Origin of the sequence: Paractinoplanes polyasparticus, from assembly GCF_019710575.1 — a bacterium.
Taxonomy (GTDB): domain Bacteria; phylum Actinomycetota; class Actinomycetes; order Mycobacteriales; family Micromonosporaceae; genus Actinoplanes; species Actinoplanes polyasparticus.
On sequence record NZ_JAHWFK010000001.1, the window covers coordinates 88005 to 102798 of the forward strand.

General features: G+C 72.0%; 13 protein-coding genes. 9 read left to right on the top strand and 4 right to left on the bottom strand.

Annotated features, from left to right (window positions below; all coding sequences use genetic code 11):
• Nucleotides 1–72 precede the first annotated feature (72 nt).
• Nucleotides 73–1791 carry a dihydroxy-acid dehydratase gene (locus KXC43_RS00405; protein ID WP_221373822.1) on the bottom strand — a complete coding sequence of 573 codons (1719 nt, stop codon included), beginning with the start codon at nt 1789–1791 and terminating at the stop codon, nt 73–75.
• A gap of 77 nt (nt 1792–1868) precedes the next feature.
• On the opposite strand from KXC43_RS00405, the gene KXC43_RS00410 reads away from it, so the two are divergent.
• Nucleotides 1869–2732, top strand: coding sequence for an SMP-30/gluconolactonase/LRE family protein (locus KXC43_RS00410; protein ID WP_221373823.1), 864 nt, complete (start codon nt 1869–1871; stop codon nt 2730–2732).
• 14 nt (nt 2733–2746) lie between these two features.
• Here KXC43_RS00410 and KXC43_RS00415 read toward each other — a convergent pair whose 3' ends face one another.
• On the bottom strand, nt 2747–3361 hold the full coding sequence (locus tag KXC43_RS00415) for an RNA-guided endonuclease TnpB family protein (protein WP_255643280.1): 615 nt from the start codon (nt 3359–3361) through the stop codon (nt 2747–2749).
• Between the two features lie 462 nt (nt 3362–3823).
• On the opposite strand from KXC43_RS00415, the gene KXC43_RS00420 reads away from it, so the two are divergent.
• From KXC43_RS00420 to KXC43_RS00440, 5 genes are all read left to right on the top strand, one after another.
• Nucleotides 3824–4684 (top strand): fumarylacetoacetate hydrolase family protein, encoded by an 861-nt coding sequence (locus KXC43_RS00420; protein WP_221373825.1) that lies wholly within the window; start codon nt 3824–3826, stop codon nt 4682–4684.
• Nucleotides 4681–5415 carry an SDR family NAD(P)-dependent oxidoreductase gene (locus KXC43_RS00425; RefSeq protein ID WP_221373826.1) on the top strand — a complete coding sequence of 245 codons (735 nt, stop codon included), beginning with the start codon at nt 4681–4683 and terminating at the stop codon, nt 5413–5415. Before KXC43_RS00420 ends, KXC43_RS00425 begins: the two co-directional genes overlap by 4 nt.
• 169 nt (nt 5416–5584) lie before the next feature.
• Complete coding sequence (locus KXC43_RS52515; protein ID WP_221373827.1) at nt 5585–7663, top strand: molybdopterin oxidoreductase family protein; 2079 nt, start codon at nt 5585–5587, stop codon at nt 7661–7663.
• Between the two features lie 4 nt (nt 7664–7667).
• Nucleotides 7668–8828: a winged helix DNA-binding domain-containing protein gene (locus tag KXC43_RS00435; RefSeq protein WP_221373828.1), complete on the top strand. Its 1161-nt coding sequence runs from the start codon at nt 7668–7670 to the stop codon at nt 8826–8828.
• The gene (locus tag KXC43_RS00440) at nt 8828–9925 is read left to right on the top strand and encodes an ATP-grasp domain-containing protein (protein WP_221373829.1); all 1098 of its coding nucleotides are present in this window, start codon (nt 8828–8830) and stop codon (nt 9923–9925) included. Before KXC43_RS00435 ends, KXC43_RS00440 begins: the two co-directional genes overlap by 1 nt.
• On the opposite strand, the gene KXC43_RS00445 is transcribed toward KXC43_RS00440, so the two are convergent.
• Nucleotides 9919–10293, bottom strand: coding sequence for a DUF2255 family protein (locus KXC43_RS00445; RefSeq protein WP_221373830.1), 375 nt, complete (start codon nt 10291–10293; stop codon nt 9919–9921). The genes KXC43_RS00440 and KXC43_RS00445 overlap by 7 nt on opposite strands.
• Before the next feature lie 13 nt (nt 10294–10306).
• Complete coding sequence (locus KXC43_RS00450) at nt 10307–11476, bottom strand: GAF domain-containing protein (protein ID WP_221373831.1); 1170 nt, start codon at nt 11474–11476, stop codon at nt 10307–10309.
• 75 nt (nt 11477–11551) lie between these two features.
• Between KXC43_RS00450 and KXC43_RS00455 the strand changes: the two genes are divergently transcribed.
• Genes KXC43_RS00455 through KXC43_RS00465 form a run of 3 tightly spaced genes read left to right on the top strand, consistent with a single transcriptional unit; the run spans nt 11552 to nt 14754 of the window.
• Nucleotides 11552–13354 (top strand): flavin-containing monooxygenase, encoded by a 1803-nt coding sequence (locus KXC43_RS00455; protein ID WP_221373832.1) that lies wholly within the window; start codon nt 11552–11554, stop codon nt 13352–13354.
• 36 nt (nt 13355–13390) lie between these two features.
• Entirely contained in the window at nt 13391–13966 is a 576-nt protein-coding gene (locus tag KXC43_RS00460; protein WP_308128905.1) for an RNA polymerase sigma factor, read from the top strand.
• Nucleotides 13963–14754, top strand: a complete 792-nt coding sequence (locus KXC43_RS00465; RefSeq protein WP_221373833.1) for a cupin domain-containing protein — start codon at nt 13963–13965, stop codon at nt 14752–14754. The genes KXC43_RS00460 and KXC43_RS00465 overlap by 4 nt, the downstream gene beginning before the upstream one ends.
• The last annotated feature ends 40 nt before the right edge of the window (nt 14755–14794 follow it).

Here is a 14794-nt window from a genome sequence, read left to right on the forward strand (position 1 = left end):
CGATGGTGACGACGGCGTCCGGCCGTCCGTCTCACGCCCGTCCCCTCGATCATGTGCGGGCAGCGTAGCCGGTCAGTGCGACTCGCGGGCCACCTTGTCGCCGCTGGAGCCGAGCAGGAAGTCCAGGTCGGCGCCGGTGTTGGCCTGTTTGACGGTGTCGACGTAGAGCTTCTCCCAGCCCCGCGACGGAGTGGCGTAGGCCTTCGCGGCCTCGGCTGACGGCTCCCGGGCGGCCCATTCGCCGGCCGGGACGTCCACGTCCAGGCGGCGGTTCTCGAGGTCGAGGACGATGGAGTCGCCGGTGCGGACCTTGGCCAGCGGTCCGCCGGCGGCCGCCTCGGGCGCCACGTGCAGCACCACGGTTCCGTACGCCGTGCCGCTCATCCGGCCGTCGCAGATGCGGACCATGTCGCGTACGCCCTCGGCCAGCAGCTTGGCCGGCAGGGGCATGTTGGAGACCTCGGGCATGCCGGGATAGCCCTTGGGGCCGCAACCGCGCAGGATCAGCACCGAGTCGGCGGTGACCTCCAGCGACGGGTCGTCCAGGCGGGCGTGCAGGTCCTCCACCGAGTCGAAGACGACCGCCGGGCCGCGGTGCTGCAGCAGGGCGGGCGTGGCCGCGGCCGGCTTGACCAGGGCGCCGTCGGGGGCCAGGTTGCCGTAGAGCACCGCGATCCCGGCCTCCATCTGCAGCGGGTCCTGCCGGGGGCGGATCACCTCCCGGTCGTACACCTGGGCTACACCCAGCGCCGACACCAGGGGCTCCCCGATGACCGTGATCGCCGAGGGGTCGAGCAGGTCCTGCACCTCGGCCAGCACCGCGTGCAGCCCACCGGCCCGATAGAGGTCGTCCATCAGGAAGCGGCCCGCCGGCTGCAGGTCGACCAGCAGCGGCACGCCGGCCCCGATCCGGTCGAAGTCGTCCTGGGTCAGCTCGACGCCCAGGCGCCCGGCGATGGCCAGCAGGTGCACCACGGCGTTCGTCGAGCCGCCCAGCGCGGCCAGCGCCACGATCGCGTTGTGGAACGAGGCCCGGGTCATCACCGCGCTCGGCCGCCGCTCCTGGTCGACCAGGTCGACGGCCAGCACACCGGTGGCGTGGGCCGCCTCGAGCAGTCGGCTGTCCGCGGCCGGCGTCCCGGCGATGCCGGGCAGGGTCATGCCCAGCACCTCGGCCAGCAGGCCCATCGTCGACGCGGTGCCCATGGTGTTGCAGTGACCCCGGCTGCGGATCATCGAGGACTCCGAGCGCTGGAACTCGGCCGAGCTCAGCGTGCCCGCCCGGACCTCCTCCGACAGCTTCCACACGTCGGTGCCGCAGCCCAGCGGCGTACCCCGGAAGGTGCCCGTCAGCATCGGACCGCCCGGTACCACGACGGCCGGCAGGTCGACCGAGGCCGCGGCCATGAGCAGGGCGGGGATCGTCTTGTCACAGCCGCCGAGCAGCACCACCCCGTCGATCGGGTTGGCCCGGAACATCTCCTCCATCGCCATCGCGGCCATGTTGCGCCACAGCATGGCCGTGGGCTTGACCTGTGTCTCGCCCAGGGAGACGACCGGCAGGTTGAGCGCGATGCCGCCGGCCCGGTGGATGCCGTCGGCGACGCTGCGGCCCACCTCGTTGAGGTGGGCGTTGCACGGGGTGAGATCCGAGGCGGTGTTGGCGATGGCGATGTGCGGGCGCTCGCCGTCGAACGCGTCGGCCGGGAAACCGCGCCTCATCCAGGCTCGATGGATGTAGCTGTTCCGGTCGTCCCCGCCGTACCACTGTGCGCTCCGCCGGTCAGCCATGATCTGACCGTAACGCCGCGCCGGTCCTCGCGGGAAGATCCTTCTTCTGAGCGGAAGTTTTGCATACGCTTCGGAACATGACTGCGCGCTTCGTCGCCCGGCCGGCCGGCGCGGAGGCTTACACCCTCGGCGAAGGCCCCGTCTGGGACCCCGACCGCAACCGCCTGCTGTGGGTCGACATCCAGGGCGGCACGGTGCACGCCGGCTCCGTCGCGCCGGGCCGGATCCACGTGACCGACACCTGGGAGTTCGACGATCTGGCCTGCGTGGTCGCCGTCTCGGCCGCGGGCGAGCTGCTGGTGGCTCAGCGCGGTGAGGTCGTCGAGATCGGCCTCGACGGCGCCCGTACGCCCCGGGCCGACCTCAGCCGGGCCGGGAGCCGCCTCAACGACGGCGGGGTCGACCCCCAGGGCCGGTTCCTGGTCGGCGGCATGGCCCTCGACGACTCGCGCGGCACCCAGACGCTCGTGCGGCTCGACGGCGACGCGGTGACCGTGCTCGACGACGACCTGACGCTCTCGAACGGGCTCGCCTGGAGCCCCGACGGCGGCACGCTCTACAGCGTCGACTCGATCCCCGGAGTCATCTACGGGCGGGACTACCCGGACGGCGAGCGCCGGGAGCTGTTCCGGATCACCGACGGGCTGCCCGACGGCCTGTGCGTGGACGCCATCGGCAACCTGTGGATAGCCAACCACGGCCTCGGGCGGGTCGAGGGCCGCACCCCCTCCGGGCAGCTGCTGGCCGTGGTCGAGGTGGATGCGGCCCATCCGACCAGCTGCGCCTTCGCCGGGCCGGAGCTCGACATCCTGGTCATCACGACCGCCACCGAGGGCATGACCCCGGCCGAGCTGACCCGCCAGCCCGCCTCAGGCCGCCTGTTCACGGCCGCCGTGGGCGCCACCGGACTCCGTACGCCGTACTGGAACCGTTACCGTTGAGTGCTGTCGAGCCCTCATGCGGCAGTCGCTCCTTGCGAAGCAACGGTCCCGGTCTGACCCACGACGTTCATCGTGGTGCCGGGTTGACGTTTCCCAGCCTCCTGCCCGCCGGAGCGGGTCTTACGGATGGCTCCACATCCTGCCACCGGGCCACTCCCGGCGGAAATCGTCCCTGCCGCGAGGGCGGCGAGGTTGCGAGCGGCGTTCAGATCCCGATCCAGGATCAACCCACAAGCAGTGCATTCATAGGTACGTTCGGCGAGGGACAGTTTGGTTTTCACCGCCCCGCAGGCCGAACAGGTTTTCGAGGAGGGATACCAGCGGTCGGCCACCACCGAGCGGCCACCGTTCCAGGTGGTTTTATAGGTGAGTTGCCAGCGGATCTCGCCGAACCCGGCATCCGCGATATGGCGGGCCAGCCGCCGGTTAGCCGGCATCCCAGCTACGTTGAGGTGTCCCAAGACCAATGTGCCATGCTCACGGGCCAGGTAGGTGGTGAGCTGGTGCAGACCATCACGGCGCAAGTTGGCCACCCGGGCATGAGCTCGGCCCGGTCGAGCACGGGCGCACAGCCGGCGTTTCGATGCCCTCCGCCCGGTCCGACGATCGGGTCCTTGCTTGCGAGCCATCGGCCGGCCAAGGGCACGCAGCCGGGCCAGCGCCGTCTGCAGATGCTCGGGATCGGGATCACTTCACCGGTGGACAACACAGCAACGTGTTTGATCCCGACATCCACGCCGACCACAGACCGCGGCCGGGCCGGTGTCCGTTCGGTGCGGTCGATCTCGACGGTGAACGACACGTGCCACCGGCCACCGTCACGACGAATCGTCGCCGGCATGATCCCGGGCCGTGCCCGCCTCGATCCGACGAGCCGGCCCGCTCACCGGCTCGAGAGCCTGTCCAGTTCTTCAACCCGCGGGCCAAAGCGTCCAGGCCAGTGTCGAACGCCTCTTTCGACACCTCACCCCACCACGGCGCCACCGCACTCCGCAACCGTAGGCCGACCTCACGATCAAGGCACGCCGGTCGATCGCCCCAGAGCATTCGAATGGCTGCAGTTGGCAACCCCTGAGAACGGAGCAACACCCTTGCAACTCCTGCGAATTGGCGCCGCCGGCGCCGAAAAGCCCGCCGTCCGCGCCGGCGAGAACGCCTACGTCGACGTCTCCGACCTGGTGACGGACTTCGATGAGGAGTTCTTCGGCTCGGGCGGTCTCGACCGGCTCGCCGGGCCGGTCGCCGAGCGGATCGCCGCCGGGCGGACGCAAACCCTGGGCGACCAGCGGATCGGCGCCCCGATCGCGCGACCCCACCAGATCCTGTGCATCGGCCTCAACTACAGCGACCACGCCGCCGAGACCGGGCAGGCCCCGCCGGCCGAGCCGATCCTGTTCACGAAGTCGCCCAACACGCTGGTCGGCCCGAACGACGATGTGCGGATACCGCGCGGCTCGACCAAGACCGACTGGGAGGTCGAGCTCGGCATCGTCATCGGCCGCCGCACGTCCTACCTGGACTCCGTCGACCAGGCGCGGGACGCCATCGCCGGCTACGTGCTGGTCAACGACGTGAGCGAACGTGCATTCCAGACTGAGCGCGGCGGACAGTGGACCAAGGGCAAGTCGGCCGAGACGTTCAACCCGGCCGGTCCGTGGCTGGTCACGCCGGACGAGATCCCGGACGTCAACGACCTCGGCATGTGGCTCGACGTCAACGGCGAGCGCCGGCAGACCGGCAACACCCGGACAATGATCTTCGACCCGTACGTCATCGTGCACTACCTCAGCCAGTTCCTGGTGCTCGAGCCGGGCGATCTCATCAACACCGGCACCCCGCCGGGCGTCGGGCTGGGCATGAAACCGCCGGTCTACCTGAAGGCCGGGGATGTCATGACGCTGGGCATCGAGCACCTCGGTGACGCCCGCCAGCAGGTGGTGGGACCGCGATGACCGGCCTGCGGGCCGTCGTCACCGGCGGCGCCTCGGGCATCGGCCTGGCCACCGCCACGCTGCTGGCCCGGCGCGGCTACCGCGTCGCGGCGCTCGACCTCAACCCCAAGGTGCCCGAGCCGCTGCTGGGCATCCGGTGCGACGTCACCGACGACGCCTCCGTGCGGGCCGCGGTCGCCGAGGCCGCGGCCGAGTTCGGCGGCCTCGACGTGGTGGTCAACAACGCCGGGATCGGCGCCCAGGGCACGATCGAGGACAACGACGACGCCGAGTGGGCCCGGGTGTTCGACGTCAACGTGCAGGGCATGGTGCGGGTGAGCCGGGCCGCGCTCCCCTACCTGCGCGAGTCGCCGCACGCGGCGATCGTCAACACGTGCTCGGTCGCGGCCACCGCGGGCCTGCCGAGCCGGGCCCTCTACAGCGCGACCAAGGGTGCGGTGCAGTCGCTGACCCTGGCCATGGCGGCCGACCATCTGGGCGAGGGCATCCGCGTCAACTGCGTGAACCCGGGCACCGCGGACACCCCGTGGGTGCGCCGGCTGCTCGACCAGGCCGACAACCCGGACGCCGAGCGGGCCGCCCTCGCGGCCCGGCAACCCTCGGGCCGGCTGGTGACGGCGGACGAGGTCGCGGAAGCGATCGCCTACCTGGCCGGGCCGGGCGCCTCGGCCACCACGGGCGTAGCGCTGGCCGTGGACGGCGGCATGCAGGGGCTCCGCCTGCGCAAGTAACGGCGGCGTGCAGGGGGCTCCGCCCGCGCAAGTAACGGCGGCGTGCAGAGCTGCGCCTGCGCAAGTGACGGCGGCGTGCAGAGCTGCGCCTGCGCAAGTGACGGTTTCCTGCACGGAGCGGACATGGCACGATACTCGCGAGTAACCAGCCGGAGAGGGTGGTGGCACCGTGGCCGACTCGCGTACCGCGTATCGGACGTGTCCGTTCTGTGAGGCCGCCTGCGGCCTCGAGCTGACGATCGCCGACGAACGGGTGGTGACGGCCCGCGGCGACCGGGACCACGTGTTCAGCCACGGGTTCGTCTGCCCCAAGGGCGCCACGTTCGGGCAGGTCACCGACGACCCGGACCGGCTGCGACGCCCGCTCGTGCGGCGCGGTGGCACGCACGTCGAGGTGGACTGGGACGAGGCTTTCGACGTGGTCGCGGCCGGTCTGCGACCGGTTCTGGAGACGTACGGTCCGCATGCCGTCGCGATCTACCTCGGCAACCCGAACGTGCACACGATGGCCGGTGGGCTGTATCTGAGCCCGCTGGTCAAGGCGCTGGGCACGCGGAACGTGTTCTCGGCGAGCACGGTCGACCAGATGCCGAAGCACGTCTCCTGCGGCTACCTGTTCGGCAGTCCGCTCACCATCCCGGTGCCGGATCTCGACCGCACCGACCTGCTGCTGATGCTCGGGGCCAACCCGTGGGAGTCCAACGGCAGCCTCGCCACGGCGGCCGACTTCCCGGGACGGTTGAAGGCGATCCAGGAACGGGGCGGCCGGTTCATCGTCGTCGATCCGCGCAGAACGCGCACGGCCGCGCACGCGAACGAGCATCTTTTCATTCGGCCCGGCACGGACGCCTTCCTGCTGTTCGGCATCGTCCACACGCTGTTCGCCGACGACCTTCTCGATCCTTCCCCATACGTCGACGGGGTGTCCGCCGTGGGCCGGCTGGCCGAGGACTTCGCCCCGTCCGTGGTCGCCCCGGTCTGCGGAGTTCCGGCTGATCGGATCCGGTCGCTCGCGCACGAACTGGCCGCCTCGCCGCGGGCCGCGGTCTACGGCCGGATCGGAACCTGCACGGTCGAGTTCGGAACGCTCACCAGCTGGCTCGTCGACGTCGTCAACGCGCTCACCGGCAACCTCGACCGGCCCGGCGGCGTCATGTTCCCCCTGGCGCCGCACGTACGGAGGGGAACCGGCACCGGCAAGGGTTTCCGGGTCGGGCGCTGGCACAGCCGGGTCCGCGGACTGCCCGAGGTCAAGGGCGAGCTGCCGGTCGCCACCTTGGCCGACGAGATCGAAACGGCCGGAGACGAGCAGGTTCGAGCGCTCGTTACCGTCGCCGGGAACCCGGCGCTCTCCACGCCCAACAGCGGGCGGCTCGACCGGGCCCTGTCCGGTCTGTCGTTCATGGTCAGCGTCGACCCCTATCTGAACGAGACGACGCGGCACGCCGACGTGGTGCTCCCGCCGCCCGACGCCGTCCGCAAGGGGCACTACGACTTCTCGTTCCTCGCTCTCGCCGTACGCAACTTCGCCGCGTACAACCCACCGGTGCTGCCGCCGCTGCCGGGCTCGATGGACGAGTGCGACATCCTGGCCCGGCTCACCGCGATCGTCTCGGGTGAGCCGTCCTCCCCCGCCGAGCCGGAACGCCTGCTCGACGCCGCGCTGCGCGCCGGGCCGTACGGGCTGACGCTCGAGCAGTTGGTGGCCAGCCCGCACGGCATCGACCTCGGACCGCTGGAGCCGCGCCTGCCCGAGGTGCTGCGCACGCCCAGCGGTCGGGTCGAGCTGTGCCCCGAGCCGCTGGCGGCCGACGTCGAACGGCTGCGCGGGGCGCTCGACCGGGAACCCGACGGCCTGGTGCTGATCGGCCGCCGCCACCTGCGCTCCAACAACAGCTGGATGCACAACGTGCCGGCCCTGGTCAAGGGCCGCGACCGCTGCACGCTGCAGCTCCACCCGGCCGACGCCGCCCGGCTCGACCTCACCGACGGCGACGACGCGCAGGTGACCTCGCGGGTCGGCACGCTCACGGCCCGCGTCGAGGTCACCGACACCGTGATGCCCGGCGTGGTGAGCCTGCCGCACGGCTGGGGCCACGACGTGCCGGGCACCCGCCAGACGGTCGCCGCGGCCCACCCCGGCGTCAACTCGAACGTGCTCACCGACGAGTCGGTCATCGACCCGCTCTCGGGCAACAGCGTGCTCAACGGCATCCCGGTGGAGATCAAACCGCTCGTGCGATCATGACCCGATGCGCCTGGTGACCGACGACGAACGGCGGGCCCGGCTGGCTCTGCGGCACGCGCTCGCCGTCCCGGTCGGCTCGCCCGAGGCGGCCACGGAAGCGATGACGGTGCTGCACGCGACCGAGCCGGCGACGGTGTATCTGTCGTGCTGGGCGCGGGTGCGATCGCTGTCGGTGGCCGATGTCGACCGGGCGCTCTACGTCGACCGTACGCTGGCGAAGCAGCTGGCCATGCGGCGCACGCTCTTCGTGTTCCCGGTCGAGCTGCTGGCCGCCGCCTGGCCGAGCACGTCGGCCCGGGTCGCGGCGACCGAGCGCGCCCGCATGGCCCAGGACGCGGTGACGGCCGGCTTCGCGGAGGACGGCCACGAGTGGCTCGACCGGGCCCGTACGGCGGTGATCGAGGCTCTGGAAGCGGTGCCCGACGGCCGGACGGCGCTCGAGCTGCGCCGGGCAGTGCCGCTGATCGACATCAAGGTCGCCGTCCGCGCGGGCGAGATGTGGACCGCCGGGCGGGTGCTCACCCACCTCGGCCTGACCGGCGACCTCGTCCGCGGCGTGAACACCGGCGGCTGGCACGTCTCCCGGCCGAAGTGGACCCTGATGCGCCACTGGCTCCCGTCCCTTCCCCCGCTGATGACGGCGGAAGAGGGCTACCGCGAGCTCGTACGGCGGTGGCTGTACTCGTTCGGGCCGGGCACCGAGGACGACATCGTGTGGTGGCTGGGCTCCACCAAGGCTGTGGTGCGCGCGGCCCTGGCCGCGCTGGAAGCTGCGCCCGTCACGCTGAACGGCGGCGCGACCGGCTGGCTGCTGCCCGACGACCTCGACGAGGTTCCTGCTCCGCCGGATTGGGCGGCGCTGCTGCCGGTGCTCGACCCGACCGTGATGGGCTGGAAGGGCCGCGACTTCTACCTGGGCCCCCATCGCGGCCAGCTCTTCGACAATCGGGGCAACGCCGGCACCACCGCCTGGTTCAACGGCCGCGCGGTCGGTTGCTGGGTGCAGGACGCCGCCGGCGTGGTCCGGCTGCGGCTGCTGGAAGACGTGCCGCCGCAAGGCCGTTCGCTACTGGCGGCCGAAGCCGAGCGCCTGACCGCCTGGCTCGACGGCTTCCGGGTCGGCAGCGTCTATTCGTCACCGGCCATGAAGGCCGCCCCGGCCTGATGCGCCGCATCGCGGTGGTGGGCCTGTTCGACTCGGCCGAGCGGGACAAGCTCGCGCTGCTCCTCCACGGCATCCAGCGCGCCGGGCACCACGCCGTCCTGGTCGACGCCGAAATCTTCGCCGGCACCTCCCCGCGAGGCAGGCTCGGCGAGGTAGTGGTCGACGGCATCCGGGGACGGCATCGAACCGTGGACGGCGCCACCGCTCAGGTCACCGTCGACGGCATCACCGTGCTGACCGGCTCCGGCCTGGCGCCGCTGTGCGGATCGGCGCGGCCGGGCACCGCTCGTGCGGTCATCGGTCCGTACGCCGTCGACGCCGTCTGGCCCGACGCGCTCGACATCACCCGCCGCCTGGAGTTCGAGAGCCTCTACCGCGAGATCGCGGCGCAGCGCATCCCGTCACTGGCCGGTTCCTGGGAATCCGTACTGAACGCCACCTACAAGCACCGCACGCGCCGGATCCTGGCCGGCGCTTCACCGCCTCTTCCGCAGCCGCGCCACACCGTCGTCACCGCCGATGTCGTCACCGCCGATGCGGAGCTGTGCGGCCGGACCGCCCCGGTCGACGTGTGGGTGAAGGCGCCCGGCGACACCCACAGCCACGGTGTCTTCTGGGTGCCGCGCGGCCGGGAGATCGATACGGCCGTACGCCAAGCGTTACGGCCGACCCCCGACGGTCGGCTGTGTCTCGTCGAGGAGGACGTATGCGGCGTCGACGACGAGGGCAGGCGGATCGACTTCGCCGTCACCGTGCTCGACGGGCGCGCGATCCACGCCACCGTGCGGGCCCAGTCCGCCGAGGGCATGCCGACCAACAGCGTCCACGGAGGCCGGTCGACCGCCGTGGACCCGATCACCCTTCCCACCGAGATCCGGCGACTGGCGGTCGACGCGGTCACGGCGACCGGCAACCGGTACGGCAGCACCGACATCTTCGGGCCCGCGGACTCTCCGGTGGTGGGCGAGGTCAACGTGATGCCGGGCGGACGCGGTCCGGGATTCCTCGCGCGCGTCGTCGACCCGTTGGTGTCGGCGTACGTGGCCGAGATCGAACGTCGCCCCGGCGCGCCCGGACGGTCGTTTCGGGCTCAATAGGGGATCAGTTCCAGGGTGCTCGCCGTGGCGTCGGCGGTCACCATGGACTCGGCGCCGGGGCCGTACTTCCTGCGGTAGGCGGCGTCGACCTCGGCGGTGACCGGGGCCGAGGCGTAGCCCAGGTCGTCGATGACGACCTCGGTCTCCAGGCCGGGCACACGGATGCGAGCCTGCCGGGTACGCAGAGCACCGCCGTACCACCCGGTCTGCCGCCGGTGCCAGGTGCGCACGAACACCCGCCCGCCGGCGCACACCACCCAGATCGGCACCCGGCGTGCGAGGCTGCCGTCGGAACGGCGGACGGCTATCTCGAGCTCGACGGCGTCGTCGATTCGGCGCAGGTCTTCCGGCGGCCAGTCGGTGGTCATGATCGAAGCGTATTCACCCGCGCACGACGGTGAGGGACACGCCGGTGGCCAGGCGATAGGGGCTGGTGGCGACCAGGGCCCCGATCGCGCGACGCAGACGGGACACCTCGGCCCGGACGGTGATGACGTGGTCGCCGTCGCCGAAGAGCAGCTGGCTCATCCGGCCCGCGGTCAGGCCGTCGGGGCCGCACGCCGTCAGCAGGGTGAGGATCTCGGCATGGCGGCGGGTCAGCGGGGTCCGCCACGGCTCGGCCTCGCCGCGGACTTCGAGGACGGGCGCGGCGCGCAGGTCGAGCGTGCCGTGGATGGCGGCGTGCGGGCCCGCGGGGCGGACCAGCCAGCCCTCGGCCAGGCGTTCCGGCAGGCACAGGCCCAGGCCGGGCACGCCCAGCGCGGCGCCCTCGCGCGGGGCGCCGATCCGGTCGCGGACGGCCACGCCGTTCGCGGCGGCCACCCAGCCCTGCTCGTCGACGATCAGGTGCGGGCCCGGGACGGTGGCCACGACGTGGGCAGCCGAGCGGCGCAGGCGCTCCAGGCGGTCGGCGTGACGGCGCCACAGTTGCGCCTCGGCCAGGCGTACGCCCATCGAGACCAGCGCCTCGATCGCGGGATGGAGGGTGAGTGCGGGACCGCTGACGTCGACGATGCCCAGCAACTCGCCGGTACGCGGGTCGTGGATCGGGTGGGCCGTGCAGTACCAGGCGTGCTGGGCCTGCTCGAAGTGCTCGGCCGAGAAGAGCTGCACCGGGGCCGCTTCGACCAGGGCGGTTCCGATCGCGTTGGTGCCCACGGCCGCTTCCGTCCAGTGGGCGCCTTCGGTGAAGCCGAGCACGTCGGCCCGATGGAGCAGCGCATTGGGGCCGGCCCGCCAGAGAATCACGCCGCCTGCATCCGTCACGACCAGCAGGAACCCGTCGGCCAGGCGCAGCAGGTCGTCGACGATCGACGCCAGCGGGGAGTCCCGGCGCAGGCGCTCGACCTCGTCGAACGGGACGGGATCGCGGGCGTTGGCCCGGCCCGGGTCGAGGCCCAGCCCGATCACGCGGGACCACGAGCGTTCGACCAGGGCCCGTGGGCGGCGGGGCGGGCTGGCCCCGGTCAGCACGGCGTCGTGCACCCGGCGCAGCTCACGGGCGTGCCGCGACAGATCGGTGCCCGGCCGCACGGCGCTGAAATCGCCCATGGCTGAGCATGGCCCGCCCGTGCAATGTGTTGCAACCCTGTTGCGGAGCGAAGTCGGGCGCGTCTATTGGCTGCCATGACGCAGACAACCGAGCTCTCCGTACGGCAGCGCGTGGACGACTGGCTCGCGTCCTTCGAGGCCGCGCTGCGGGCCCGGGACGCGCCGGCCGCGGCCGCCCTGTTCGCCCCCGGCTGCTACTGGCGCGACCTGGTCGCCTTCACCTGGAACATCACGACGGTCGAGGGCCGCGACGGCATCGCCGACCTGCTCACCACCACGCTGGAGAGCACCGATCCCGCCGGGTTCGAGGTGACCGAGGAGCCGTCGGAGGCGGGCGGCGTCATCGAGGCGTGGATCCGGTTCGAGACGGCGACCGGGCGCGGCACCGGGCTGCTGCGGCTCAAGGCGGAGGGTGCGTGGACGCTGCTGACAACGCTGCGCGAGCTCAAGGGGCACGAGGAGGCGCTGGGCGACCGCCGGCCGCAGGGCGTCGAGCATGAGCTGGCTCGGGGACGGCAGTCGTGGAAGGAGCGGCGCGAGCAGGAGGCGGCCGCGCTGGGCCGCGACGAACAGCCGTACGTCGTGGTGATCGGCGGCGGGCAGGGTGGCATCGCGCTCGGTGCCCGGCTGCGCCAGCTCGGCGTGCCGGCCGTGGTGATCGACCGGAACGCGCGGCCGGGCGACCAGTGGCGGGGCCGCTACAAGAGCCTCTGCCTGCACGACCCGGTCTGGTACGACCACCTGCCGTACCTGCCGTTCCCGGCGAACTGGCCGGTGTTCGCGCCCAAGGACAAGATCGGCGACTGGCTCGAGATGTACACGAAGGTCATGGAGGTGCCGTACTGGGCCTCGTCCACCGTGCGGTCGGCGACCTTCGACGAGGCGAGCCGGCGGTGGAGCGTCGTGGTCGACCGGGAGGGCGGCTCGGTCGAGCTGACGCCGGCCCACGTGGTCTTCGCGACCGGCATGTCGGGCAAGCCCAACTATCCCGAGTTGCCCGGTCAGGACGTCTTCCGCGGCGAGCAACACCACTCGAGCCGGCATCCGGGCCCCGAGGCGTACGAGGGGAAGAGGGTGGTGGTCGTCGGGTCGAACAACTCGGCGTTCGACATCTGCGGGGCGTTGTGGGAGCACGGGGCCGACGTGACCATGGTGCAGCGCTCGTCGACCCACATCGTGAAGTCGGCCTCGCTCATGGACATCGGCCTCGGCGACCTGTACTCCGAGCGGGCGGTGGCGGGCGGCGTGAGCACCGACAAGGCCGACATGATCTTCGCCTCGATCCCGTACCGGATCATGCACGAGTTCCAGATCCCGCTGTACGAGCAGATGGCCGAGCGGGACGCCGAGTTCTACGCGCGCCTGGAGAAGGCCGGCTTCCGGCACGACTGGGGCGCCGACGGGTCCGGCCTGTTCATGAAGTACCTGCGACGCGGCTCCGGCTACTACATCGACGTGGGCGCGGCCGACCTGGTCGCCGACGGCCGGGTCAAGCTCGCGCACGGTCAGGTCGACCACCTCACCGAGGACGCCGTGGTGCTCGAGGACGGCACCACGCTGCCGGCCGGCCTCGTGGTCTACGCGACCGGCTACGGCTCGATGAACGGCTGGGTGGCCGACCTGGTCGACGCGGCCACCGCCGAGAAGGTCGGCAAGGTGTGGGGCCTCGGCTCGGACACGCCGAAGGACCCGGGCCCGTGGGAGGGCGAGCAGCGCAACATGTGGAAGCCGACCCAGCAGCAGAACCTCTGGTTCCACGGCGGCAACCTGCACCAGTCGCGGCACTACTCGCTCTATCTGGCGCTGCAACTGAAGGCCCGGTACGAAGGTCTGCCGACCCCCGTCTACCGGCTGCAGGAGTCGCACCACGCCCGATAGGTGAATTGTGACCGGCGTCACTCGCGACGATGATCCGTGGCGGGTGACGCCGTCGTCTGTCCTGATGTGAAGGTGACCGAGCTGGACGACGGGCAACTGCTGCGGCGTGTTGCCCGGGCCGACCGGGCCGCGTTCGACGAGCTGTACCGGCGGACGTCGCCGTGGCTCGCCGTCCGCCTGCGCCGCCGCTGCTCGGACGACGGCATGGTGGCCGAGGTGCTGCAGGACACGTACCTGGCGGTGTGGCGGGCGGCCGGCTCGTTCACCGGCATGCAGGGCGGGGGCAGCGCGGCCGGCTGGCTGTGGACCGTGGCCGCCCACCGGCTCGTCGACGCCATGCGCAAGCGGGCCCGGCACCCCGAGACACCGTCCGCGGAGCTTCCCGTACGCAGCGCGCCCGCCGCCGAGGACGAGGCGCTCGCCGGCTCGATCGGCGACGAGGTGGGGGTCGCGCTGGCCCGGCTCGCGCCGGAACTGCGGGACGTCCTGCACGCCATGGTGCTGGACGGCCTCACCGTACGGGAGACCTCGATCCTCCTCGGCGTGCCCGAGGGAACCGTCAAGAGCCGGGCGCGCCGCGCCCGCAGCGTGTTGCGGGAGGCACTGTCGTGACCGACCACATTCCGTCGGCTTCGCTGGCCGCCTACACCGCCGGGGAACCGGGACTCGACGACGCCGCGGTCTGGGCGGTCGAGGTCCACCTGGAGAACTGCGCCGAGTGCCGGGCGAGGATGGCCGGCCTGGCCCCTCCCCCGGTGCTGGCGCTGCTCGACGACGTGCAGGTGATGATCGACAGGGGGGTGCGTAGCGGGCCCGGGCCGGTCCGGCGACGCACCTGGCGTCGCCTCGCACACCGGTGGGCCGTCTGGTCGGTGGTCCCCTGGCTGACGCTGGTGTTCAGCGCTGTCCTGGCCGCCTTCCTGCTCGACCGGGAGTTCCCCCAGCGGCCGTCTCTGGTGCTGCTGCTGGCGCCGGTGGCCCCGCTGGCGGGCCTGGCCATCGCCTGGTCGCGGCGCAGCGACCCGGCGTGGGAGATCACCGTGGGCACCTCACGGGCCGGGCTGGAACTGCTTCTCCGGCGTACGGTCGTCGTCCTCGCCACCGTGCTGCCCCCACTGGCCTGGGCCGGGTGGCTGCTCGAGATGTCCCCGGCGCTCTGGCTGCTGCCCAGCCTCGCCTTCACCGCGGCCACGCTGTTGCTCGGCGGCCTGATCGGCGTGGCCCGGGCGGCGACGCTGCTCAGCGCCGGCTGGCTGCTGGCCGTGGCCCTGCCCGCCGTCCTGACCTCGAACCTTCCGGTGGTCGTCCGGCCGTCGAGCGTTCCCGTCTGGGCGGCCGCCGCCCTGATCGGCGCCGTCCTCGCCGTCCTCCGCGCCGGCGATCACCGTCGCTTCAACTGATCCGTCGCTTCAACTGACCCGTCGCTTCACCCTGATTCCA

What these genes read in the sequence shown, in the direction of transcription:
- KXC43_RS00405 (WP_221373822.1), bottom strand. Translation starts at nt 1,791, where the DNA reads ATGGCTGACCGGCGGAGCGCACAGTGGTACGGCGGGGACGACCGGAAC.
- KXC43_RS00410 (WP_221373823.1), top strand. Translation starts at nt 1,869, where the DNA reads ATGACTGCGCGCTTCGTCGCCCGGCCGGCCGGCGCGGAGGCTTACACC.
- KXC43_RS00415 (WP_255643280.1), bottom strand. Translation starts at nt 3,361, where the DNA reads ATGGCTCGCAAGCAAGGACCCGATCGTCGGACCGGGCGGAGGGCATCG.
- KXC43_RS00425 (WP_221373826.1), top strand. Translation starts at nt 4,681, where the DNA reads ATGACCGGCCTGCGGGCCGTCGTCACCGGCGGCGCCTCGGGCATCGGC.
- KXC43_RS00435 (WP_221373828.1), top strand. Translation starts at nt 7,668, where the DNA reads ATGCGCCTGGTGACCGACGACGAACGGCGGGCCCGGCTGGCTCTGCGG.
- KXC43_RS00440 (WP_221373829.1), top strand. Translation starts at nt 8,828, where the DNA reads ATGCGCCGCATCGCGGTGGTGGGCCTGTTCGACTCGGCCGAGCGGGAC.
- KXC43_RS00445 (WP_221373830.1), bottom strand. Translation starts at nt 10,293, where the DNA reads ATGACCACCGACTGGCCGCCGGAAGACCTGCGCCGAATCGACGACGCC.
- KXC43_RS00450 (WP_221373831.1), bottom strand. Translation starts at nt 11,476, where the DNA reads ATGGGCGATTTCAGCGCCGTGCGGCCGGGCACCGATCTGTCGCGGCAC.
- KXC43_RS00455 (WP_221373832.1), top strand. Translation starts at nt 11,552, where the DNA reads ATGACGCAGACAACCGAGCTCTCCGTACGGCAGCGCGTGGACGACTGG.